At 61.8% G+C, this 21,091-nt stretch carries 16 protein-coding genes; 7 read left to right on the forward strand and 9 right to left on the reverse strand.

Features of this window, described 5'->3' with window-relative positions:
- Positions 1-217 precede the first annotated feature (217 nt).
- Both BFP93_RS06775 and BFP93_RS06780 read right to left on the reverse strand, forming a co-directional pair.
- Positions 218-925, reverse strand: coding sequence for a YebC/PmpR family DNA-binding transcriptional regulator (locus BFP93_RS06775; RefSeq protein WP_065884874.1), 708 nt, complete (start codon positions 923-925; stop codon positions 218-220).
- Positions 926-1,024: 99 nt separating this feature from the next.
- The gene (locus BFP93_RS06780) at positions 1,025-1,882 is read right to left on the reverse strand and encodes a LysR substrate-binding domain-containing protein (RefSeq protein WP_065892533.1); all 858 of its coding nucleotides are present in this window, start codon (positions 1,880-1,882) and stop codon (positions 1,025-1,027) included.
- Between the two features lie 111 nt (positions 1,883-1,993).
- Here BFP93_RS06780 and BFP93_RS06785 point away from each other — a divergent pair, with 111 nt between their 5' ends.
- The 3 genes from BFP93_RS06785 to BFP93_RS06795 all read left to right on the forward strand — a co-directional run bounded on the left by BFP93_RS06785 (position 1,994) and on the right by BFP93_RS06795 (position 4,687).
- Entirely contained in the window at positions 1,994-3,103 is a 1,110-nt protein-coding gene (locus tag BFP93_RS06785) for a 2-aminoethylphosphonate--pyruvate transaminase (RefSeq protein ID WP_065892534.1), read from the forward strand.
- 30 nt (positions 3,104-3,133) lie between these two features.
- Positions 3,134-3,961, forward strand: a complete 828-nt coding sequence (gene phnX / locus BFP93_RS06790; protein WP_065892535.1) for a phosphonoacetaldehyde hydrolase — start codon at positions 3,134-3,136, stop codon at positions 3,959-3,961.
- Between the two features lie 111 nt (positions 3,962-4,072).
- Positions 4,073-4,687, forward strand: coding sequence for a cytochrome b (locus tag BFP93_RS06795; protein ID WP_237140363.1), 615 nt, complete (start codon positions 4,073-4,075; stop codon positions 4,685-4,687).
- 425 nt (positions 4,688-5,112) lie between these two features.
- On the opposite strand, the gene BFP93_RS06800 is transcribed toward BFP93_RS06795, so the two are convergent.
- Together BFP93_RS06800 and BFP93_RS06805 are read right to left on the reverse strand one after the other, a co-directional pair.
- Entirely contained in the window at positions 5,113-6,003 is an 891-nt protein-coding gene (locus BFP93_RS06800) for a 1-aminocyclopropane-1-carboxylate deaminase/D-cysteine desulfhydrase (protein WP_065892536.1), read from the reverse strand.
- Positions 6,004-6,057: 54 nt separating this feature from the next.
- Positions 6,058-8,097, reverse strand: a complete 2,040-nt coding sequence (locus tag BFP93_RS06805; RefSeq protein ID WP_065892537.1) for an NADPH-dependent 2,4-dienoyl-CoA reductase — start codon at positions 8,095-8,097, stop codon at positions 6,058-6,060.
- Between the two features lie 211 nt (positions 8,098-8,308).
- Between BFP93_RS06805 and BFP93_RS06810 the strand changes: the two genes are divergently transcribed.
- The 3 genes from BFP93_RS06810 (at position 8,309) to BFP93_RS06820 (ending at position 11,817) form a co-directional block, all read left to right on the forward strand.
- Entirely contained in the window at positions 8,309-9,439 is a 1,131-nt protein-coding gene (locus tag BFP93_RS06810; protein ID WP_065892538.1) for a carbon-nitrogen hydrolase family protein, read from the forward strand.
- 4 nt (positions 9,440-9,443) lie between these two features.
- Positions 9,444-10,478 (forward strand): AraC family transcriptional regulator, encoded by a 1,035-nt coding sequence (locus BFP93_RS06815; protein ID WP_065892539.1) that lies wholly within the window; start codon positions 9,444-9,446, stop codon positions 10,476-10,478.
- A gap of 331 nt (positions 10,479-10,809) precedes the next feature.
- On the forward strand, positions 10,810-11,817 hold the full coding sequence (locus BFP93_RS06820; protein WP_065892540.1) for a transketolase-like TK C-terminal-containing protein: 1,008 nt from the start codon (positions 10,810-10,812) through the stop codon (positions 11,815-11,817).
- A 21-nt stretch (positions 11,818-11,838) separates the two neighbouring features.
- On the opposite strand, the gene BFP93_RS06825 is transcribed toward BFP93_RS06820, so the two are convergent.
- Positions 11,839-12,309: a MarR family winged helix-turn-helix transcriptional regulator gene (locus BFP93_RS06825; protein WP_065884864.1), complete on the reverse strand. Its 471-nt coding sequence runs from the start codon at positions 12,307-12,309 to the stop codon at positions 11,839-11,841.
- A gap of 144 nt (positions 12,310-12,453) precedes the next feature.
- On the opposite strand from BFP93_RS06825, the gene aceE reads away from it, so the two are divergent.
- Positions 12,454-15,114, forward strand: a complete 2,661-nt coding sequence (aceE, locus tag BFP93_RS06830; protein ID WP_065892541.1) for a pyruvate dehydrogenase (acetyl-transferring), homodimeric type — start codon at positions 12,454-12,456, stop codon at positions 15,112-15,114.
- Position 15,115: 1 nt separating this feature from the next.
- Here aceE and BFP93_RS06835 read toward each other — a convergent pair whose 3' ends face one another.
- The 4 genes from BFP93_RS06835 to lon form a co-directional block, all read right to left on the reverse strand.
- Positions 15,116-15,937 (reverse strand): DUF2242 domain-containing protein, encoded by an 822-nt coding sequence (locus BFP93_RS06835; protein ID WP_065892542.1) that lies wholly within the window; start codon positions 15,935-15,937, stop codon positions 15,116-15,118.
- Between the two features lie 152 nt (positions 15,938-16,089).
- Entirely contained in the window at positions 16,090-17,964 is a 1,875-nt protein-coding gene (locus BFP93_RS06840; RefSeq protein WP_065892543.1) for a SurA N-terminal domain-containing protein, read from the reverse strand.
- A 231-nt stretch (positions 17,965-18,195) separates the two neighbouring features.
- Positions 18,196-18,468, reverse strand: coding sequence for an HU family DNA-binding protein (locus tag BFP93_RS06845; protein ID WP_003174819.1), 273 nt, complete (start codon positions 18,466-18,468; stop codon positions 18,196-18,198).
- 149 nt (positions 18,469-18,617) lie between these two features.
- The gene (lon, locus tag BFP93_RS06850) at positions 18,618-21,014 is read right to left on the reverse strand and encodes an endopeptidase La (RefSeq protein ID WP_065892544.1); all 2,397 of its coding nucleotides are present in this window, start codon (positions 21,012-21,014) and stop codon (positions 18,618-18,620) included.
- Between the last annotated feature and the right edge of the window lie 77 nt (positions 21,015-21,091).

Raw genomic sequence — 21,091 nt, forward strand, 5'->3', positions numbered from 1 at the left:
GAGGTGCCGAGTGGTGGGGCAAGAGCGTTTTGCTTACTTTTGCGCTTTTCAAAAGTGAGCCGCCGTCAGGGCGGAACCCTAAGCAGCCGTTACCCAAATAATGGATATGTACCCGGTCCAATCCAACATCCTGGTCGGCCCAGAGGCCGCCATCGGGCGCAAGTCGAATCGTCGCACCGCCCCTCCCACATTTTGACTGCATGCACCCAAATAAAAATCAGCCAGCCAGCCCGACAAACATATCCTGCACATCATCATGGTTATCCAGGCCTTCCAGGAACGCCTCGACCTCGGCCATCTGCTCATCGGTCAACCCACTGACCGGGTTCTTCGAAAGATAGCCCAGCTTGGCCGACAGCACGGTAAAGCCCTGCTCCGGCAAGGCTTTCTGCACAGCGTCCAAGTCGGTGGTTTCGGTGATGAACAAAGTGGTGCCTGCTTCCTCGCCGTCTTCAAAGTCCTGGGCACCGGCTTCGATGGCGGCCATTTCCGGATCAGCGTCCGGGGTGTCCGGCGACGCTTCGATCAGCCCGACGTGGTTGAAGTCCCAGGCCACCGAGCCGGAAGCCCCCAATTGGCCCTTGCGGAACGCCACGCGGATTTCCGCCACGGTGCGGTTGATGTTGTCGGTGACGCACTCGACGATCAATGGCACCTGGTGCGGGGCGAAACCTTCGTAGGTGACACGGTGGTACTGCACGGTTTCACCGAGCAGACCGGCGCCCTTCTTAATCGCGCGGTCCAGGGTTTCCTTGGGCATCGAGGCCTTCTTGGCCTGCTCCACCACCAGACGCAGGTGAGCGTTGGTCGAGGTGTCCGCACCGTTGCGGGCGGCGATGGTGATTTCTTTCACCAGCTTGCCGAAAATCTTGCCCTTGGCATTGGCTGCCGCTTCTTTATGTTTGACTTTCCACTGTGCGCCCATGACTCACTCTCTACTTTCCATGGCGCCGAAACGTCTACTGGCCGGCGCTTTGGGGGCAGAGTTTATAGCGCAGCAACGCATCGTTCCACCAAAAAACCCTCAGGGCGCCAACTCGAAAAAGGCCTGGATCAAGCGCAACGACCGGCGCCGCTCCAGGCAGCCAAGCAGATGCCGGTTCTGCAGGCCGTCGCCGCGAATCGGCACGGCGCTGACACGTGGGTCGCGGCTGACCTCCATCGACGACACCACCCCCAGGCCCAGCTCGGCCGCAACGGCCTCCGTCACCGCCTCCCGGCTGTCCAGTTCCAGCAGCACCCTGGGCCGCACACCGGCAGCCAGACACGCCTCATCAAAGGTACGCCGGGTAATGGAACCGGGCTCGCGCAACACCATGATCTCTTCGTTCAACGCCGACAGTGCAATGCCCTCGGCCTGCCCCGCCCACGGATGCACGGCCGGCACCAGCGCGCAAATACGCGACTCGTCCAAGGGATGCAGGTGCAGGCCATTGCGCGGCTCCACTTCGGTCAGCACCGCCACATCGGCATGCTCGGACAACAACGCCGCCAGGGTTTCCTGGGCATTGCCCAGGCGCAGATTCACCGTGACGCCCGGATAAAGCACGCGCAGCCGGGCGATCATCGGCATCACCAGATGCGGGCCGTCCGCCGCCACTTCCAGGCGCCCGGTGAGCAATTGGCGGTTGGCTTCGAGCATCGCCTGCGCCTCATCCACCAGGCCGAAGATCACCCGGGTGATCGCCGCCAGGCGTGCGCCCTCCTCGGTCAACTCGACCCGCCGCGCAGTGCGGCGCAGCAACGGGATCTGGTAGTGCTCCTCCAGCGCCTTGATGTGCCCGGTCACCGCCGGCTGGCTGATGAACAGCCGGGCGGCCGCACGGGTAAAACTGCCCTCGCGGGCCACCGCATCGAATGCGCGCAGTTGGAACAGGTTCATGGTTATCGGCCTCACTGATAGCTCGAATAACAACAAACAATTTGATTGATAACAAGCCAAACTGCAATTTAGGCGCCGTAGAGTCGACCCGTTGTTTTACGAGGACCCGAGATGACCCCTGCCGCGCCGCTCCTGCTGACCCCCGGCCCCCTGACCACTTCCAACCGCACGCGCCAGGCGATGATGGTGGACTGGGGTTCATGGGATGAGCGTTTCAACCAACTCACCGCCAGCGTGTGCGAGCATTTGCTGGCGATCATCCATGGCGCCGACAGCCACTATTGCGTGCCGTTGCAGGGCAGCGGCACCTTCGCCGTCGAAGCCGCCATCGGCACCCTCGTGCCGCGTAACGGCAAGGTGCTGGTGCTGATCAACGGCGCCTACGGCAAACGCCTGGCGAAGATCTGTGACGTGCTCGGCCGCGCGTACAGCACCTTCGAAACGCCCGAAGACCAACCCACCACCGCCGCCGAGGTGGACCGCCTGCTGCACGCCGACGCCGCGATCAGCCATGTCGCGCTGATCCACTGCGAAACCAGCACCGGCATCCTCAACCCGCTGGCGCAGATCGCCGAAGTGGTCAAGCGTCACGGCAAGCGCCTGATCATCGACGCCATGAGTTCTTTCGGCGCACTGCCGATCGATGCGCGTGAAGTGCCCTTCGACGCGCTGATCGCCGCGTCCGGCAAATGCCTGGAAGGCGTGCCGGGCATGGGCTTTGTCTTCGCCGAAAAGACCGCGCTGGCTGCGGCCGCAGGCAACTCTCATTCCCTGGCGATGGACCTGTTCGACCAGCACAGCTACATGGCCCGCACCGGCCAGTGGCGCTTCACCCCGCCCACCCATGTGGTCGCCGCGCTGCACGAAGCGCTTGTGCAATACCATGAAGAAGGCGGCCTGCCCGCCCGCCATCAACGCTACGCCGATAACTGCCGCGCGCTCCTGGACGGCATGGCCGCACTGCGCCTGCGCAGCTTCCTGCCGGCGGCGATCCAGGCGCCGATCATCGTCACCTTCCACGCCCCGCAACACCCGCGCTACCAGTTCGCGGACTTCTACGAACGGGTCAAGGCCAAGGGTTTCATCCTCTATCCGGGCAAATTGACCCAGGTGGAGACCTTTCGCGTGGGCTGCATCGGCCATGTCGACGCGGCCGGCATGCGCGCGGCGGTCAAGGCCATCGCCGAGGTGCTGCAAGAAATGCACGTGCTGGACCTCTGATTGTCCCCATTACCCCACAGGATCTGAACCATGAACTACCAAAACCCCACCAGGCTCCAGGCCGTCATTCTCGACTGGGCCGGCACCGTAGTGGACTTCGGCTCGTTTGCGCCGACGCAGATTTTTGTCGAGGCCTTTGCCGAGTTCGGCGTACAGGTGTCCATCGAAGAGGCTCGTGGCCCGATGGGCATGGGCAAGTGGGACCATATCCGCACCCTCTGCGATCAGCCGCGCGTCGCCGAGCGTTATCGCAAGGCCTTCGGCCGCACGCCCACCGATGCAGACGTGAGCGCCATCTACCAACGCTTCATGCCGCTGCAGATCGAGAAAATCGCCGAACACTCGGCGCTGATCCCCGGCGCCCTCGACACCCTTGCCGGCGTGCGCGCCCAGGGCATCAAGATCGGTTCCTGTTCCGGCTATCCCAAACAGGTGATGGACAAGGTCGTCGCCCTGGCCGCCAGCAACGGCTACGTGGCGGACCATGTGGTCGCCACCGACGAAGTGCCCAATGGCCGCCCATGGCCGGCCCAGGCGCTGGCCAACGTGATCGCGCTGGGCATTGACGATGTGGCGGCGTGCGTGAAAGTCGACGACACCGTACCGGGTATCCTCGAAGGCCGCCGCGCAGGCATGTGGACCGTGGCGCTGACCTGCTCCGGCAACGCCCTGGGCCTGACCTATGAGCAGTTCCGGGCGCTGGACAGCGCCACACTGGCCGGCGAGCGCCGGCGTATCGAAGCGATGTTCGAAGGCTCACGCCCGCACTACCTGATCGACACTATTACCGATCTGCCGCAGGTCATCGCCGATATCAACGCACGCCTGGCTCGCGGGGAAATGCCGCAAAGCCACTGACGAAGGTCAATGCACCGGCATTCACTACGGGCAAAGCGCTTCAAACAGGCATACAGTTGAACCACTCCGTCAAAGAACGGAAGGTTGCCCTGATAAGTGAGGAACCCAACGATGCCGTGGAAAAATTCCGATACGCGCTACAGCACCATGTCGATTGCGTTGCACTGGTTGATGGTGGTGCTCCTGGCGGTGGTCTACGCCTGCATTGAGTTACGCGGCCAGTTCCCCAAAGGCAGCGGTGCGCGCACGCTGATCGTCGAAATGCACTTTATGTTCGGCCTGACCGTGTTTGTGCTGGTGTGGCTGCGCCTGTTCGCCCGCAGCCTGGGCGTGGCGCCGAAGATCGTGCCGGCGCCGCCGCCATGGCAGCGCCTGTTGGCGACGCTGACCCACGTTGCGCTGTATGGGTTGATGATCGGCATGCCGATTGCCGGCTGGCTGATTGTCAGCGCCGAGGGGCATTCGGTGATGTTCTACGGGATGGAGTTGCCGCCGCTGATCGCTGAAAACAAGGCGCTGGCCAAGGAGATTGAAGGCTGGCATGTGCTGTTTGGCCAGATCGGTTACTGGCTGATCGGGCTGCATGCGTTGGCGGGGATCTTTCATCACTATGTGCTGCGCGATAATACGGCGTTGCGAATGATGCCGGGTGGGAGGGGCGGTGCGACGATTCGACTTGCGCCCGATGGCGGCCTTGGGGCTGGCCGGGATGTTGGATCAGACTGAGTACATATCCGTTTCTGCGGTAACGGCTGCTACTGGTTCCGCTTTTACAGCGGCTCACTTTTGAAAAGCGCAAAAGTAAGCAAAACGCTCTTGCCCCACCACTCGGCACCTCGCCTAGGCTCGGTGTGCCCTCTCTCCGGCTTGAATCCGTGGGCCGCCGCAATGGGCCATCCATGGCCCAGTGCGGCTAACCCGGCGTCCTGCCGGGTTACCCACGAATTCAAGCCTGCGTTCGGCCAGCGTGGTTTAACGGGGCGCCTGAGATCAAAAGCAAAAGCGCGGCGGCCTTGGAGCCGACCGGTGTTTTTTGTCGATCCCGGTCCAAATGTGGGAGGGGGCTTGCCCCCGATGGCGGTGGGTCAGCGACAACAGAGCTGGCTGACACACCGCATCGGGGGCAAGCCCCCTCCCACAGGGGGTCTGCTCTAGGCATTGAAACCTCGGCGGCCTTGCAGGCCGCCGGTGTGGATGAAGATCAGGCGGTTACCGGGGGCGAAGCGTCCGGTCTCGATCTGTTGCTTCAACGCCAGCAGCGCCTTGCCGGTGTAGAGCGGCTCCAGCGGCACACCGCTGGCCTGTTCGGTGCGCTCGATAAAATCGAGCAGCAGCGGATCGACCTTGGCAAAGCCGTCTCGGCTGGCGTCGATCAGTTCGTAACCGTTGTGCACCATGGCACTTACGTTCTGCGCGACACCGTGATCGTCCGGCACTGCCAATGCGCCGTAGACCGTACGCCTGCCCGCCTCGGCCAATACCAACCCGGCCAGTGTCGTCCCGGTACCGGCTGCCAGCCACCAAGCGTCGTAATCCGCCCAGCCGAGCTGACTCAACTGCGCCTGCGCCTGCTCGACCAGCACCGCGCAGCCCAGCGCACCCGCCAGCCCGCCGCCGCCTTCGGGCACCGGATGAAGATGGGGATACTGTTCGCGCCAGGGCAACCAGAAGCCCGGCTCATGGCGTGCGCGATAGCCGCCGTACCCGAGCCAATGCAGGTGCATGCCGAACGCCTTGAGGTCGAGCACGGTGGGTGTGTCTTGAGGATGACCGCGCAACAGGCCGACCGTGGGAAAGCCAAAGCGCTTGCCCGCCGCCGCCAGGGCGTGCAGATGGTTGGAGTAGGCCCCGCCGAGGCTGATGACCCCGCTGGCCCCCGCGTCGCGGGCTTGATTCAGGTGTTCGGTGAGCTTGAACCACTTGTTGCCGCTGATCAGCGGGTCGATACGGTCCAGGCGCAGCATGGCCAACTCGACCCTGTTCAGCCAGTCGAGCTGCACAGGTTCAAGGGGCGCGTGAGGCAGCCAGTCGAAAGGACCCATCGCAAGTCTCTGAATGAAAAGGAGCGGTAGTCTAACACCGCCCCTTTCGTCGACTTACAGCTCGGCGGCCAGGCGCGAACCCTGGTTGATGGCGCGCTTGGCGTCCAGCTCGGCCGCCACATCGGCACCGCCAATCAGGTGCACGTTCTGCCCGGCGGCGACCAGGCCGTCGTGCAGTTCGCGCAGCGGGTCCTGGCCGGCGCAGATGACGATGTTGTCCACCGCCAGCACCTGCGGCTCGCCCTCGGCGCCGATGCGGATATGCAGGCCTTCATCATCGATCTTCAGGTATTCGACGCCGTTAAGCATCTGCACCTGTTTGTTTTTCAGGCCGGTACGGTGGATCCAGCCGGTGGTCTTGCCCAGGCCGTCGCCGACCTTGGACGCCTTGCGTTGCAGCAGGAACACCTCACGCGCCGGTGCATGGCGCTCGGGCTTGATACCGGCCACGCCGCCACGGGCCTCAAGTTGAGTGTCGATGCCCCACTCTTTCCAGAACGCTTCGCGATCCAGGCTGGTGGACACGCCCTGGTGCACCAGGAATTCCGACACGTCGAAACCGATACCGCCCGCGCCAATCACCGCCACGCGCTTGCCAACCGGCTTGCGCTCCAGGATCACGTCCAGGTAATTGAGCACCTTGGCGTTCTCCACACCCGCAATCGCCGGCGTACGCGGTGCGATACCGGTGGCCAGGATCACCTCGTCATAACCGCCCGCCACCAGTTGCGCCACATCGACACGGGTGTTGAGGCACAGCTCGACGTGAGTGGTCTGCAATTTGCGCTTGAAGTAGCGCAGGGTCTCGAAAAATTCTTCCTTGCCCGGTATGCGTTTGGCGATGTTGAACTGGCCGCCGATTTCGCTGGCCGAATCGAACAAGGTCACCTGATGCCCGCGCTCGGCAGCCACGGTAGCAGCAGCCAGCCCGGCAGGGCCGGCACCGACGACCGCAATTTTCTTGATCTGCTGCACGGGCAGGTAATTGAGTTCGGTTTCATAGCACGCCCGCGGGTTGACCAGGCAGGTGGTCAGCTTGCCGCCGAAGGTGTGGTCCAGGCACGCCTGATTGCAACCGATGCAGGTGTTGATTTCGTCGGCGCGCCCCGCTGCAGCCTTGTTGACGAACTCCGGGTCGGCGAGAAACGGCCGCGCCATCGAGACCATGTCGGCATCGCCCTCGGCGAGAATCTGCTCGGCGACTTCCGGCGTGTTGATGCGGTTGGTGGTAATCAACGGAATCTGCACCGCGCCACGCAACTTGGCGGTGACCTTGCTGAACGCGGCGCGCGGCACCTTGGTTGCAATGGTCGGGATACGCGCTTCGTGCCAGCCGATACCGGTGTTGATAATAGTGGCGCCGGCCTGCTCGATGGCCTTGGCCAATTGCACGACTTCTTCCCAGATGCTGCCGCCCTCGACCAGATCGAGCATCGACAGGCGGAAAATAATGATGAAATTCGGGCCGACCGCTTCACGCACCCGGCGCACGATTTCCACCGCCAGGCGCATACGATTTTCGAAGCTGCCGCCCCAACGGTCGGTGCGATGGTTGGTGTGGGCGGCCAGGAACTGGTTGATGAAGTAACCTTCGGACCCCATGATTTCCACGCCGTCGTACTCGGCGACCTGGGCCAGCTGCGAGCAGGTGACGAAATCCTGGATCTGCTTCTCGATGCCCTCCTCGTCCAGCTCCCGGGGCTTGAACGGGTTGATCGGTGCCTGGATCGCACTCGGCGCTACCTGCTTGGAGCTGTAGGCATAACGCCCGGCATGCAGGATCTGCATGCAGATCTTGCCACCGGCGTCGTGCACGGCGCGGGTGACGATCCGGTGCTTTTGCGCCTCTTCGTCTGTGGTCAGCTTGGCCGCACCGGCATACACGCCGCCCTCATCGTTCGGGCCGATGCCGCCGGTGACCATCAGGCCGACGCCGCCCCGGGCGCGCTCGGCGAAATACGCCGCCATGCGCTCGAAACCACCGGGCTTTTCTTCCAGGCCCGTGTGCATCGAGCCCATCAGGGTACGGTTGCGCAGGGTGGTAAAACCCAGGTCCAACGGGGCCAGCAGGTGCGGGTAGGCAGCAGCGGTCATGGTACAGCTCCACAACGGATCATCACGGGACGTGGAGGGCTCGAATGGCACCCCATCGGTTTATGTCCCACAGACTAAGAGGCGATCACCTACCGCTCAATGACTGAAACTGACAACTTATTGATCCAAATGCACAGCCACCCTTGGCAAGCCGGGCCAGGAGCCCTACCCTAGTCGCGAACCCTGCCCCCGGTCTGTTGTCTGTTGCCCCATGCGCAAATTACTCATATTCACCGTCACCATGGCCCTGGTTGCCGCCCTCGCCGCGTATCTGGTCTGGACCCAGGAGCGCCCCGTGGCGCATTACCTGTCGGACCTGCGCATCACCCTCGCGGTCAATGAAGGCCAGCCGGCCGAGCGTGGCAACCTGCTGGGCATCCAGCCGGAGCTGTTCCCTGCCGATTACCAGAGCCTGGAGCGCCTGCACCTGAAGCTCTCGGCCTACCTGCAAAAGGCCCGCGAACAGGGTTTGATCAACGACAAGACCGTCGTCGTGCTGCCGGAACATGTCGGCACCTGGCTGATGCTCGCCGGCGAGAAAAACGAGCTGTACCAGGCCACCCACCTCAAGGACGCGATGAACTGGCTGTCGATCAGCAATCCGTTGCAGTTCCTGCGCGCCTGGATCAGCGCCACCGGCGACAACCGCATGGATGATGCGTACCTGCGCATGAAAGCCGCCGGCATGGCGCGCGATTACCAAGTGCTGTTTGGCGGCCTGGCCAAGGAATTCGGTGTGACCCTGGTGGCCGGTTCCATCGCCCTGCCCAATCCCAGTGTGAACCTGGGGCAACTGCAGGTCGGCCATGGTGCGCTGTACAACGTCAGTGTGGTCTTTGCCGCCGATGGTTTGCCTCTGGGCCAGCCGCAGCGCCAGCTGTACCCGATCTACGACGAGCGCGGCTTTATCGAACCCGGCGATGAAAACATCGTCAGTGTGGTCGACACCCCGGCCGGGCGCCTGGGCGTGCTGATCGGCAGCGACAGCTGGTACCCGGACAACTACCGCAAGCTCAACGAACAAGGTGCCCAGTTGATTGCCGTGCCGGCCTATGTGACCGGGCGTGACACCTGGGACCGCCCGTGGCGCGGCTTCAAGAGCGTGTCGACCCCTTCGGAAGTCAGCCTCAAGCCCGAGGAAACCAGCGAGGGCGAAGCCTGGCGCCGCCTGACCCTGATCAGCCAACCACCGATCAGCCAGGCCACAGCGGGCATGAGCGTGTTTTTGCGTGGCCAGTTCTGGGACCTGGGCAGCGCCGGGCAGAGCTTCCTGAGCCGCAACGGGCAACTGTTCGCCGACGGCGAAGCCCGTGGCGCGCGCCTGCTCAATATCTGGCTGTAACCGCGTGAAGCCGGTGCGCCTGGGGGATCTGTCAGTGGGCTTCGTGCACACCCTGGCCGATGCCGTGCACAGCCACGGCCTGGACCCGCACCCCCTGTTGCTGCAATACGGCCTGGACCCGGCACGCCTGGCCGAAGCGGGCGCGCGCCTGTCGATCCCGCGCTATATGCGCCTGGGGCATGCGGCCATCCAACTGACCGGCGATCCGGGCCTGGGCCTGCGCATGGGTCAGCTCAGTCGCCTGAGCCAGGCCGGGCTCGCCGGTGTCACCGCCGCCCAGGCACCGACGGTACGCGAAGCCGCGCGCACGCTGACGCGCTTCGAACCACTGTATGGCTCCAACTACCGTGGGCAATCGAGCTTTCATGAAGACGCCGAAGGCGCCTGGCTGCGGTTCTATTCCATCAGTCCCTACAACGCCTATAACCGCTTCGTGGTGGACTCGATCATCGCCGGCTGGCTGCATCAACTGTCGAGCCTGGCGCAACAGCCGGTGCAGGCTCAACGCATCGAAATCGAATTCCAGGCCCCCGAATACAGCCATCTGTATGCCGTGCTGGGGGACACGCCGGTGCAGTTCGGCGCCGACAGCAATCAACTGCGCCTGACCCAGGCCACCCTGGCCCTGCGCAACCCGCAGCACTGCCCGAGCACCTGGCACCTGTTGTTACAGCTGTGTGAAAGGGAACTGGAGCAACTGACCCGCACCCGCAGCCTGCGCGAGCGCATTACTCGACTGCTGGGGCCGATGCTCAATGGTGGCCGGGAACCCGACCTGGAAGAAGTGGCGGCACGCTTGAAGCTGCCCACTTGGACCCTGCGCCGCAAACTGGCGGACGAAGGCACGCAATTTCGTGCGATTCTCAACGATACCCGCCGCGACTTGGCCATGACCTACATTCGCGACACGGAACTGGCCTTTGGCGAGATCGCCTACTTGCTCGGGTTTGCCTCGGCCCAAGCCTTCCAACGCGCCTTCAGGCGCTGGAACAACCAGACCCCAGGGGAATTTCGCCGCAGTCAGCGGCATTCCGCCTGAAGTCGGCCCTACAGCTCGGTGGCATCGTCGACCGGGTCCAGCGGGTCGAGTTCGAATGCCTGGTACTCCAGCAGTTCTTCCTGGTAATCGTCCATGGTGGACTCCTTGTTAAGTTAAAAATGCCAGCGCAATTAATGACCTTCACGACCAGACTAAAGTGCCGTCATGACGAAAAAATGTCTGCGCCATGATGTTCCCGCACGTGAAGATTAAACGCGGCGGCGGCGGACTGATTTAGTCGGAAGATCGAGGCACTATTGCAATCATTGCAATTGCAATTACAAGACCAATTCCATTAGGGTAGGCACCTCTGTCGCCAGGAGCCACCCCCATGCCCGCCTCTACCGCACTCGCTGCGCAGCTGTGCATCGACGCACTGGACACCTGCGCCTGCTCGCGCAGCTCACCGCTGTACACGGTCTTGAGCATGGCCGGCGCGCTGGAATCCAGTCGCCAGGCCTGGGTGATTCGCGGCCAGTCGCGCAGTCGGCGCCCGGGTAACTGGCCCACCTGGTTTGCGCGCAATACCGGGGAAAAGCCGCTGCTCTACCTGCACAGCGCCACCTCGTCTGCACAGCTGTGTGCACTGTCACACCGGACCGACCAGCGCGGCATTTTGTGCAATGACAGCGAAACCCAGCCATCCCCGTGGCCGAAGGGCGCGCAACCGTCGCTGCCGTTGTGGCTGGCCAGCCATCCACGCTGTACGCCCTACGACCCTGCCTCGGGCGAAGAGGCCCAGGCCATCGTGCTGGCCGGGTTGCGTACGCTGTACGTGGATGGCCAGCCGGGCTTTTATTACCTGGCGCTGCATGATCAGCCCAGCACCCTCGCACCGCAGACGCTGGACCGCGAAGGTGCGATCAAGGGCATGTATCCCGTGCGGCAAACTGCCGACGTGGCGAACGTGCGCTTGCTGGGTGCCGGTCGAGCCCTGGAAGAGGTCATGCACGCCGCGCAATTGCTTGAGCAGCAATGGGGCATCACGGCGCATGTATGGAGTTGCCCCAGTTATACCCGACTGGCCCGCGAGGCGGCGGCCGCCGAGCGCTGGAACCGCCTGCATCCCTGCGCGCCCAGGCGCAGCAGCCATCTGCGCGACTGCCTGGCAGGGAGTCGGACACCGGTGCTTGCCGTCACTGGCTACCCACAAGTGGTGGTCGACCAGTTGGCCGCGCATGTGAACACGCGCTTCGTGGCGCTGGGCGCAGGCTCGGTACAGGCAGCCGCGCCGAACCGCTACTGGATTGCAGTGCTGGCATTAAAAGCGTTGGCCGATGAAGGGCACATCGAGACACACAAGGTGGAACACGCCCTGCAACGGTATGACCTGAAATGACACGGTCACGGTTCACCGCATTTAGGTTTTGCGCCGGCTACGGGTTTGCACGCCCGCCTCCATCGCCAACCCCGCCGTACGCTGCAGTGCATCGGCAAAGGCCTGACGGTGCTCAGGCTCGATTTGCGACAAAAACAGCTCATCCACGGTGCTTTCGTAGATTTTCCACATTTTCTTGCGCAGCGTACGGCCGGCCTCGGTGATCGAGGCAAATGCTGCGCGGCCATCGCCGTCGGAACGTGAACGCACCACCAGGCCGTCCTTTTCCAGGCGGTCGACCAGGCGCGTGAGGTTGTAACGCTCAATGGCCAGCACATCGGCCAATTCATGCATACGGCGCGTGCCTTCAGGACCGCTTTCCAAGCCCCACAGCGCGTCGTACCAGGCATACGGCGGCAGTTGCGCCTCGGTCAGCCGGCGCTCGATCTCACGGATGACCGTCCTGTGGGCCCTGACAAAACGGAACCATACATCCGGCTCTTTCGACGACATGCAACACCATCCGGGGAATTTCAAGAAGGTTGCAATAGTAGCTCATCACGGGCTAAATTCCGCCATGTCGTTGCAATTGCAACTATATCGCAGCGCGCCCACAAGGCGTTCGCCGCCCGGAATCCGCCTACCCTGGAGCCTCATATGAATCCGAATAACGCCGCATCCCTGGACCACGATCCGCAGGAAACCCGTGAGTGGCTCGACTCCATCGAATCGGTGCTGTCGGCCGAAGGCCGCCCTCGCGCCCATTACCTGATCGACCAGTTGCTGGATTTCGACGTGGCGCGCCATGGCGACTTTTACGGGCGGGTGACTACCCCTTACGTCAACACCATCGCTGCCGACCGCCAACTGCCCTACCCCGGCGACCTGGACATTGAACGGCGGACCAATGCGTTTATCCGCTGGAATGCCATGGCGATGGTCTTGCGTGCCGGCAAACACTCAGGCGTGGGTGGGCATATCGCGACCTATGCGTCAGCCGCTGTGCTGTACGACGTAGGCTTCGACCATTTCTTTCGCGGCCGAACCGACACCTTCGACGGCGACCTTGTGTACATCCAGGGCCATTCCTCCCCCGGCATCTACGGCCGCGCGTATCTGGAAGGCCGCCTCAACGAAGCCCAACTGGATAACTTTCGCCGCGAAGCCGGTGGCCAAGGCCTGTCTTCCTACCCTCACCCACGGCTGATGCCGGACTTCTGGCAATTCCCTACGGTGTCCATGGGCCTGGGGCCGATCACGGCCGCTTATCAGGCGCGCTTCATGCGTTACCTGGAGTTTCGCGACCTCAAGCAACACCAGGGTCGCAAGGTATGGGCGTTCCTCGGTGACGGCGAGATGGACCAGCCGGAATCCCTGGCCGCCATTTCCCTGGCCGGTCGCGAAAAACTCGACAACCTGATCTTCGTCGTCAACTGCAACCTGCAGCGCCTGGACGGCCCGGTACGCGGTAACGCCAAGGTGATCCAGGAATTCGAGAGTGTGTACCGTGCCGCCGGCTGGAATGTGATCAAGGTGATCTGGGGCGGTGGCTGGGATGCGCTGCTGGACAAAGACCACAGCGGCCTGCTGCGCCAGCGCATGATGGAATGCGTGGACGGCGATTACCAGAATTACAAATCCCAGAATGGCGCCTATGTGCGCGAGCATTTCTTCGGCAAATACCCGGAATTGCTGGCACTGGTTGCGGATATGTCCGACGACGATATCTGGAAACTCTCACGGGGCGGCCATGACCCGCTCAAGGTCTACAACGCCTACGCCGCCGCAGTGCGCCACAAGGGCCAGCCCACGGTGATCCTGGCCAAGACCGTCAAGGGCTTCGGCATGGGCGAAGCCGGCGAAGGCCAGAACATCAACCATCAATTGAAGAAAATGGGTGCCGACGCGGTAAAAGCCTTCCGCGACCGCTTCGGGCTGGAAGTGGCCGATGACCTGCTCGACGAAATTCCTTACCTCAAGCCGGCGGCCGACAGCACAGAAGCGCGCTATTTCAATGCCCGGCGCCAGGCGCTGGGCGGGTATGTGCCGGCCCGGCACACTGACGTTGCCCCGTTGACTGTCCCGCCCCTGTCCGCATTCGCCACTCAACTCAAGGACACCGGCGAGCGCGCCATATCCACCACCATGGCGTTTGTACGCATCCTCGGCACGCTGCTCAAGGACCCGCATCTGGGCAAGCTGATCGTCCCTATCGTGCCGGATGAGTCGCGCACCTTCGGCATGGAGAGCCTGTTCCGGCAGATCGGCATCCATTCCGCCGTGGGCCAGCTTTACACCCCGCAGGACGCCGGGCAACTGAGCTACTACAAAGAGAGCAAGGACGGACAGATCATGCAGGAAGGCCTGAATGAATCGGGTGCCATTTCCTCCTGGATCGCGGCAAGTACGTCCTACAGCAACCATGGCCTGATGACCGTCCCGTTTTATATTTTCTATTCGATGTTCGGCTTCCAGCGCGTCGGCGACCTGGCCTGGGCGGCGGGCGACGCGCGCGCCCGCGGCTTTCTGCTGGGTGCCACGGCCGGGCGCACCACCTTGATGGGTGAAGGGTTGCAGCATGACGACGGGCACAGCCATATCCTGGCCTCGGTAGTACCGTGCTGCGTGGCCTACGACCCGACCTTTGCCTACGAGCTGGCGGTGATTATTCGCGAGGGCATGCGGCGCATGTATGTCGAACAGCAAGACATTTACTACTACATCACCCTGCTCAACGAAAACTACCCGCACCCGGCAATGCCCGAAGGCGTAGAGGATGGGGTTCTCAAGGGGATGTATCCGCTGAGCACACACCCGGATGCTCGGGTTCAGCTGATGGGAAGTGGTTCGATCCTGCGCGAAGTCATCGCTGCAGCGTCGCTGCTCCGGGAAGATTTCGCTGTAGATAGCGATGTGTGGAGCGTCACCAGCCTGACCGAGTTGCGCCGTAACGGGCACGCCGTAGAGCGCTGGAACCTGTTGCATCCGCAAAGTGAGCCGCGTCTGAGTTACGTGGAGGAGTGCCTTGTCGGAAAAGCCGGGCCGGTGGTGGCGGCGACGGACTACATGAAATTATTCGCCGATCAGATTCGCCCCTTCGTACAGGGCCGCCGCTTTGTCGCGCTGGGAACCGATGGGTTCGGGCAGTCGGACACCCGGGAAGCGTTGCGCGAGTTCTTTGAAGTGGACCGCCACTTCATCGTGCTGGCGGCGCTGAAGGCACTGGCGGATGACGGTGTGATCGGTCGTGACAACATCACAGAGGCGATCAACCGCTACGGGATCAATGTCGACAAGACAGACCCCGTAACGGTCTGAGTCACTGCGTTGGCGTTGGCAGGGCGGGAATCGCCTCTGTCGGCGCCGGCAGGCTGGGGTTGGTCGGCGCGGGCGCGGACTCGGTGGCCGGAGTCGCGGCTGGCGTCTGTGGTAACGGCTCTACGCTGGGCGCGATGGGTGCGGCCTCGGGTGGCGGTGCCAGTGGCTGCGCGGCGGCAGGGATTGCGGGCATCTGCTGAGGTGTCTCGAGCTTCTCGGCGGCCGGCGCAGCTTTTGGTTCAGGCATGCCAAGCTCATCCTTGGGCTTCTCGGGTATATGCGCAGCCTGCTTCACTTCCTGGGGCAGGAACACATCCACCAAGGCAAAGTAACGCTCATAGAACTTGGGCGCCGAGACGGTCTCGCTCGCCACCTTGACCATCGAGTCATCGGTGGAGCCGATCGGCATCGACACCGAACCCAGCACCCCAACCCCGAGACTTGCGGAGTTGTTGACCTTCTTCAGCGCATAGCGGTCCTGCAGGGCGTTGGCAAACATCGTCGAATGGTTGCTGCCTTTGCCATCGGCGGCACACACCACGTTGAAGCTGATCTGCAGGTGGGTCTCGCCGGTCTGCTGGAAACTCTTGTTACCGGCCACCAGCTTCGGATCGCTGCTGGTGATGATATAGCCCTGGCTCAGCAGGGCACGGCGCGCCGCTTCACAGGCCGCCACATCGCTCACCGGGTAATCGCGGGAAAACGTACCGGAGTCGTCGAAATTCTCATGTTCGTAAATAGCGGTCTTGGGTGACGAGCAACCCGCCGCGCCCGCCAGCACCAGCGCCAACCCGAGGTTTCGCAAGTGAAATGATGTCAACATCGAAAATCCTGAGAAAAACAGTCCGGGCGGTATTGTGCAACAGAACGAGGGGTGGGCGCGCGCATTCCTGTCGGTAAAACGTCACAGGCTTTAATGCGCGCAAAAAAAGACCCCGGCCTTTTCAGGACGGGGTCTTTTTATTCAAGCCGACATCAGAACTTCTTGATGTCTGCCTGGGTTTCCAGCTGCTTGCGATATGCCGCGAAGTCCTGCTGGCCGATACGGGACGCGAGGAAGCGGCGGTATTGCGCTTTTTCTTCGTCCGTAGGGGCTGCCGCTTCGTTGACACCGTTCAAGCGCACGATCATCAGGCTGCCGTCACGCAGAGTGACGGTGGTGAAGGTCGGCTTGTCCTTGGCCGCTGGCTTGGGCATGCGGAACAACGCTTGCAGCACAGCAGGGTCGACGCCTTCCTGGCCACGGGTCGCCGCTTCAGTCACCTTCCAGGCCTGGCCGTCAATCGGCTGGTCCAGTGCGGTCTTGCCATCACGCAGGCTGGCGATCAACTCGTCGGCATGGGTTTTGGCGGCAGCGCTCGCACGCTCCTTGGTCATCTGCGTGCGGATCGCCGCCTCGACCTTTTCCAGCGGCAGCTGGGCAGGCTTGAGGTGTTCTTTGGCGCGCAGCACGATGATGGTTTCCGGGTCCAGCTCAATGGCGCTGCTGTTGGCCCCCTCATCCAGCACTTCCGGACTGAACGCAGCGGTGACCACGGCACGGTTGGCCGCAACGCCTTCGCCACCTTCACGGCCGAACGGCGCCGAGGTGTGTACGGTCAATTTCAGGTCGGACGCCGGTTGGGCCAGGTCGGAAGCCTCGAATGCCGCATCTTCCAATTGCTTGGTCGCCTCGACGAACCGCTGTTCAACCTGCTGGGTCTTGAGCTCGCGGGTCAGCTTGTCTTTCAGGCTGGCGAACGTCGGCACTTGCGGTGCTTCAACGCCCAACAGCTTGATCAAGTGCCAACCGAAGGCGCTGCGCACCGGCGCGGACACCTGGTCTTGCTTGAGGCCGTACAGCGCCGTTTCGAAGTCCGGATCGTACACGCCGGGACCGGCAAAGCCGAGATCACCGCCATTGTTGGCCGAACCCGGATCCTGGGAGAACTCCTTGGCCAGGGCGTCAAACTGTTCGCCCTTGGCCAGGCGCGCCTGGATGTCTTCGATCTTGGCCTTGGCTTGCGCCTCGGTGACCTTGTCGTTGACCTCGATCAGGATGTGCGCGGCACGACGCTGTTCAGCGAGGTTGGCGGTTTCTTTCTCGTAGGCGGCCTGCAACTCATCGTCCTTGACGGTGACCTGGTCGAAGAAGGACGACTTCTTCAGCTCCAGGTAGTCGATGACGACCTGATCCGGAGTCATGAACTCCTTGGCATGCTGGTCGTAGTAGGCCTTGACTTCGGCGTCGGTGAGTTTCACCGCTGCCGGGTCAGCCTTGATATTGACGGTGGCGAAATCGCGGGTCTGTTTCTCCAGACGGGCGAATGCCAGCACCTCGGCATCGGTCACGAAACCACTGCCGGCGATGCCTGCGCGAACCTGGCCGATCAGCATTTCCTGGGTCATCATCTGACGGAATTGCAGGCGGCTATAGCCCAGCTGACGAATCACCTGGTCAAAGCGCTCGGCGTTGAACTGGCCATCCACCTGGAACTCCGGCGTCTGCAGGATCACCTGGTCCAAGGCCGCTTCCGAGAAGCCGAACTTGGAATCCGCCGCGCCTTGCAGCAGCAGCTTGCGATCGATCAGGCCCTTGAGGGCCGCATCGCGCAACAGTTTTTCGTCCAACAGGGAAGCATCGAAATCCTTGCCCAGTTGTTGCATCAGCTGGCGCCGTTGCATATCAACGGCCTGGCTCAGTTCGGTCTGGGTGATTTCCTCACCGTTGACCTTGGCCACGTCCTGCTTGTTATTACCCGAAGCCTGGAAAATAGCCTCGATACCGGTGAACGCCATCAATGCGACGATGATCCCGATAATGGTCTTGGCAATCCAGCCTTGTGAATTGTCCCTGATATTTTGCAGCATGCGTCCCCCAGAAACGGTTGAACATCAAAAATAGGCAACCGTGGAGCGTGGGTAGAATCCGGATAGAAGAAAGGCGCATCCGAGGATGCGCCTTCTCGTAACTGGCGGAGCGGACGGGGGTTTTAACTCTGACCCCCGGCGTGGCGACCCGATGGATACTCGGGCCGGCTACCGCTCCGCTGCCAGGCCAGACCAGCGTCCGACCCGGGTAAGCAAAGGCTTGATCGAAGCTTAGTTAACGGCTTCTTTCAGGGCTTTACCGGCTTTGAAACCTGGTTTCTTGGCAGCAGCGATTTGCAGTGCTTTGCCGGTCTGTGGGTTACGGCCAGTGCGAGCTGGACGGTCAGTCACAGAGAAAGTACCGAAGCCTACCAGTACCACGGAGTCGCCGGCCTTCAGAGCGCCAGTGACGGATTCGATTACTGCGTCCAGCGCACGGCCGGCAGCAGCTTTCGGGATATCAGCGGATGCAGCGATAGCATCAATCAGTTCCGACTTGTTCACTCTAAGTCCCCTTATATATCTATGAGTATGATTCTAAGTTTTTTGGTAAAAAGCAAAAACCAGTGCTGGATGGCCAACAGACACTTAAGAGCCGCTTTATAACAAGGGCTCTAAAAAGCTGTCAAGGAAGCCCCCCAGGCTCCAACACTTTAATGCGTGCTAATTCTTTCCTTGGAATCCGACTCGCGTTTTTCGTCCTTCGCGACAATCTCCGGAGCCACATCCGGCAAGGGCTCCGGCGCGTATTGCAGCGCAATTTGCAGGACTTCGTCAATCCATTTAACCGGTTTGATCTGAAGATCCTGTTTAATATTGTCTGGAATTTCCTTCAGGTCGCGGACATTCTCTTCGGGAATGATCACGGTCTTGATTCCACCCCGGTGCGCGGCGAGCAATTTCTCTTTCAGACCACCGATGGCCAATACCTGGCCACGCAGGGTGATCTCACCGGTCATCGCCACATCGGCACGCACCGGAATGCCGGTCAATGCCGACACCAGGGCCGTGCACATGCCTACACCCGCGCTGGGACCGTCCTTCGGGGTTGCCCCTTCCGGCATATGGATATGGGTGTCGTGCTTCTCGTGGAAGTCCAGGGGAATGCCCAGGCTCCTGGCGCGACTGCGCACCACGGTCTGCGCGGCGGTGATCGATTCGACCATCACATCGCCCAGGGAGCCGGTCTTGATCAACTGCCCCTTGCCCGGGATGACGGCCGCTTCAATCGTCAGCAACTCGCCGCCCACCTGGGTCCACGCCAGGCCAGTCACCTGCCCTACCTGATCCTGCTGCTCGGCCAGGCCGTAGCGGAATTTACGCACACCGAGGAAATGTTCCAGCGCGTCGGCCGTCACTTTCACCGAGAAGCGTTTTTCCAGTGCATGTTCCTTGACCGCCTTGCGGCAGATTTTCGCAATCTGACGCTCGAGGCCCCGTACACCGGCCTCGCGGGTGTAATAGCGCACGATGTCACGGATGGCTTCGACGTCAAACTCGATCTCGCCTTTCTTCAGGCCGTTGGCCGAGATCTGCTTGGGCGCGAGGTATTTGACGGCGATGTTGATCTTTTCGTCTTCGGTGTAACCCGGCAGGCGAATCACTTCCATCCGGTCCAGCAACGCCGGCGGAATGTTCATGGAGTTGGAGGTGCACAGGAACATTACGTCGGACAGGTCGTAATCGACTTCCAGGTAATGGTCGTTGAAGTTGTGGTTCTGCTCGGGATCGAGCACCTCAAGCAGCGCCGACGCAGGATCGCCGCGCATATCGCTGCCCATTTTGTCGATTTCATCGAGCAGGAACAGCGGGTTACGCACGCCCACTTTGGTCATTTTTTGAATCAATCTTCCTGGCATCGAACCGATATATGTCCGGCGATGGCCGCGGATTTCCGCTTCGTCACGCACGCCGCCAAGGGCCATGCGCACAAATTTGCGGTTGGTCGCGCTGGCGATGGACTCCGCCAGAGAGGTTTTACCCACCCCGGGAGGCCCGACCAGGCATAACACCGGACCCCGAATTTTCTTCACACGCTTTTGCACGGCGAGGTATTCAAGGATCCGCTCCTTGACCTCCTCAAGACCATAATGGTCGGCATCGAGGATTTCTTCGGCGCGGGTCAGGTCCAGGCGTACCTTGGTCTGGGCCTTCCACGGCACTTGCACGAGCCAATCGATGTAGGAGCGCACCACGGTGGCTTCAGCCGACATCGGCGACATTTGCTTGAGCTTGTTCAGCTCGGCCGTCGCCTTGGTCAGCGCATCCTTCGGCAGGCCGGCGGCATCGATACGCTTTTTCAGCTCTTCGATCTCGTTGTGGCCTTCCTCGCCGTCGCCGAGCTCTTTTTGAATGGCCTTCATCTGCTCATTCAAGTAGTACTCGCGCTGGCTGCGCTCCATTTGCTTCTTCACGCGGCCACGAATGCGCTTCTCGACCTGCAGCAGGTCGATTTCACCATCGAGCAGTGCCAGCACATGTTCGACACGGGCCGACAGGTCGATGATTTCGAGGATGTCCTGCTTCTGCTCGATTTTCAGCGCCATGTGCGCCGCCATAGTGTCGACCAGGCGACTCGGCTCATCGATGCTGTTCAGGGACGACAGGACTTCCGCCGGGACCTTCTTGCCCAGCTGCACATACTGTTCGAACTGCGAAAGCAGGCTGCGCACGAATACTTCGGACTCACGCTCAGGGGCTTCGACTTCGTCGATCAGCGCCACTTCGGCGCGCAGGTGGCCGTCGACCTCCATGAAACGCTCGACCGCACCGCGCTGCTCGCCTTCCACCAACACCTTGACGGTACCGTCGGGCAGCTTGAGCAATTGCAGGACAGTTGCAACGGTACCGACGCGATACAGGGCGTCTTCGCCCGGATCATCATCGGCAGGATTCTTCTGGGCCAGCAGCAGGATCTGCTTGTCGCCCGTCATCGCGGCCTCGAGGGCTTCGATAGACTTCTCGCGCCCCACGAACAGCGGGATAACCATGTGCGGATAGACGACGACATCACGCAACGGCAGGAGAGGCAATTCGATGGTTGTCTTCATGATTTCGCCTCTATGACAGTTGAAAAATAAGCTTGAAACCAAGATGGGGGTTGCATGCAAAAAAAACAAGCTCAATG

It is taken from the genome of Pseudomonas sp. 44 R 15, assembly GCF_900004965.1.
Classification (GTDB): domain Bacteria; phylum Pseudomonadota; class Gammaproteobacteria; order Pseudomonadales; family Pseudomonadaceae; genus Aquipseudomonas; species Aquipseudomonas orientalis_A.

Coding starts and splice junctions, on each gene's coding strand:
- BFP93_RS06775 (WP_065884874.1), bottom strand. CDS start 925: ATGGGCGCACAGTGGAAAGTCAAACATAAAGAAGCGGCAGCCAATGCC.
- BFP93_RS06780 (WP_065892533.1), bottom strand. CDS start 1,882: ATGAACCTGTTCCAACTGCGCGCATTCGATGCGGTGGCCCGCGAGGGC.
- BFP93_RS06785 (WP_065892534.1), top strand. CDS start 1,994: ATGACCCCTGCCGCGCCGCTCCTGCTGACCCCCGGCCCCCTGACCACT.
- phnX (WP_065892535.1), top strand. CDS start 3,134: ATGAACTACCAAAACCCCACCAGGCTCCAGGCCGTCATTCTCGACTGG.
- BFP93_RS06795 (WP_237140363.1), top strand. CDS start 4,073: ATGCCGTGGAAAAATTCCGATACGCGCTACAGCACCATGTCGATTGCG.
- BFP93_RS06800 (WP_065892536.1), bottom strand. CDS start 6,003: ATGGGTCCTTTCGACTGGCTGCCTCACGCGCCCCTTGAACCTGTGCAG.
- BFP93_RS06805 (WP_065892537.1), bottom strand. CDS start 8,097: ATGACCGCTGCTGCCTACCCGCACCTGCTGGCCCCGTTGGACCTGGGT.
- BFP93_RS06810 (WP_065892538.1), top strand. CDS start 8,309: ATGCGCAAATTACTCATATTCACCGTCACCATGGCCCTGGTTGCCGCC.
- BFP93_RS06820 (WP_065892540.1), top strand. CDS start 10,810: ATGCCCGCCTCTACCGCACTCGCTGCGCAGCTGTGCATCGACGCACTG.
- BFP93_RS06825 (WP_065884864.1), bottom strand. CDS start 12,309: ATGTCGTCGAAAGAGCCGGATGTATGGTTCCGTTTTGTCAGGGCCCAC.
- aceE (WP_065892541.1), top strand. CDS start 12,454: ATGAATCCGAATAACGCCGCATCCCTGGACCACGATCCGCAGGAAACC.
- BFP93_RS06835 (WP_065892542.1), bottom strand. CDS start 15,937: ATGTTGACATCATTTCACTTGCGAAACCTCGGGTTGGCGCTGGTGCTG.
- BFP93_RS06840 (WP_065892543.1), bottom strand. CDS start 17,964: ATGCTGCAAAATATCAGGGACAATTCACAAGGCTGGATTGCCAAGACC.
- lon (WP_065892544.1), bottom strand. CDS start 21,014: ATGAAGACAACCATCGAATTGCCTCTCCTGCCGTTGCGTGATGTCGTC.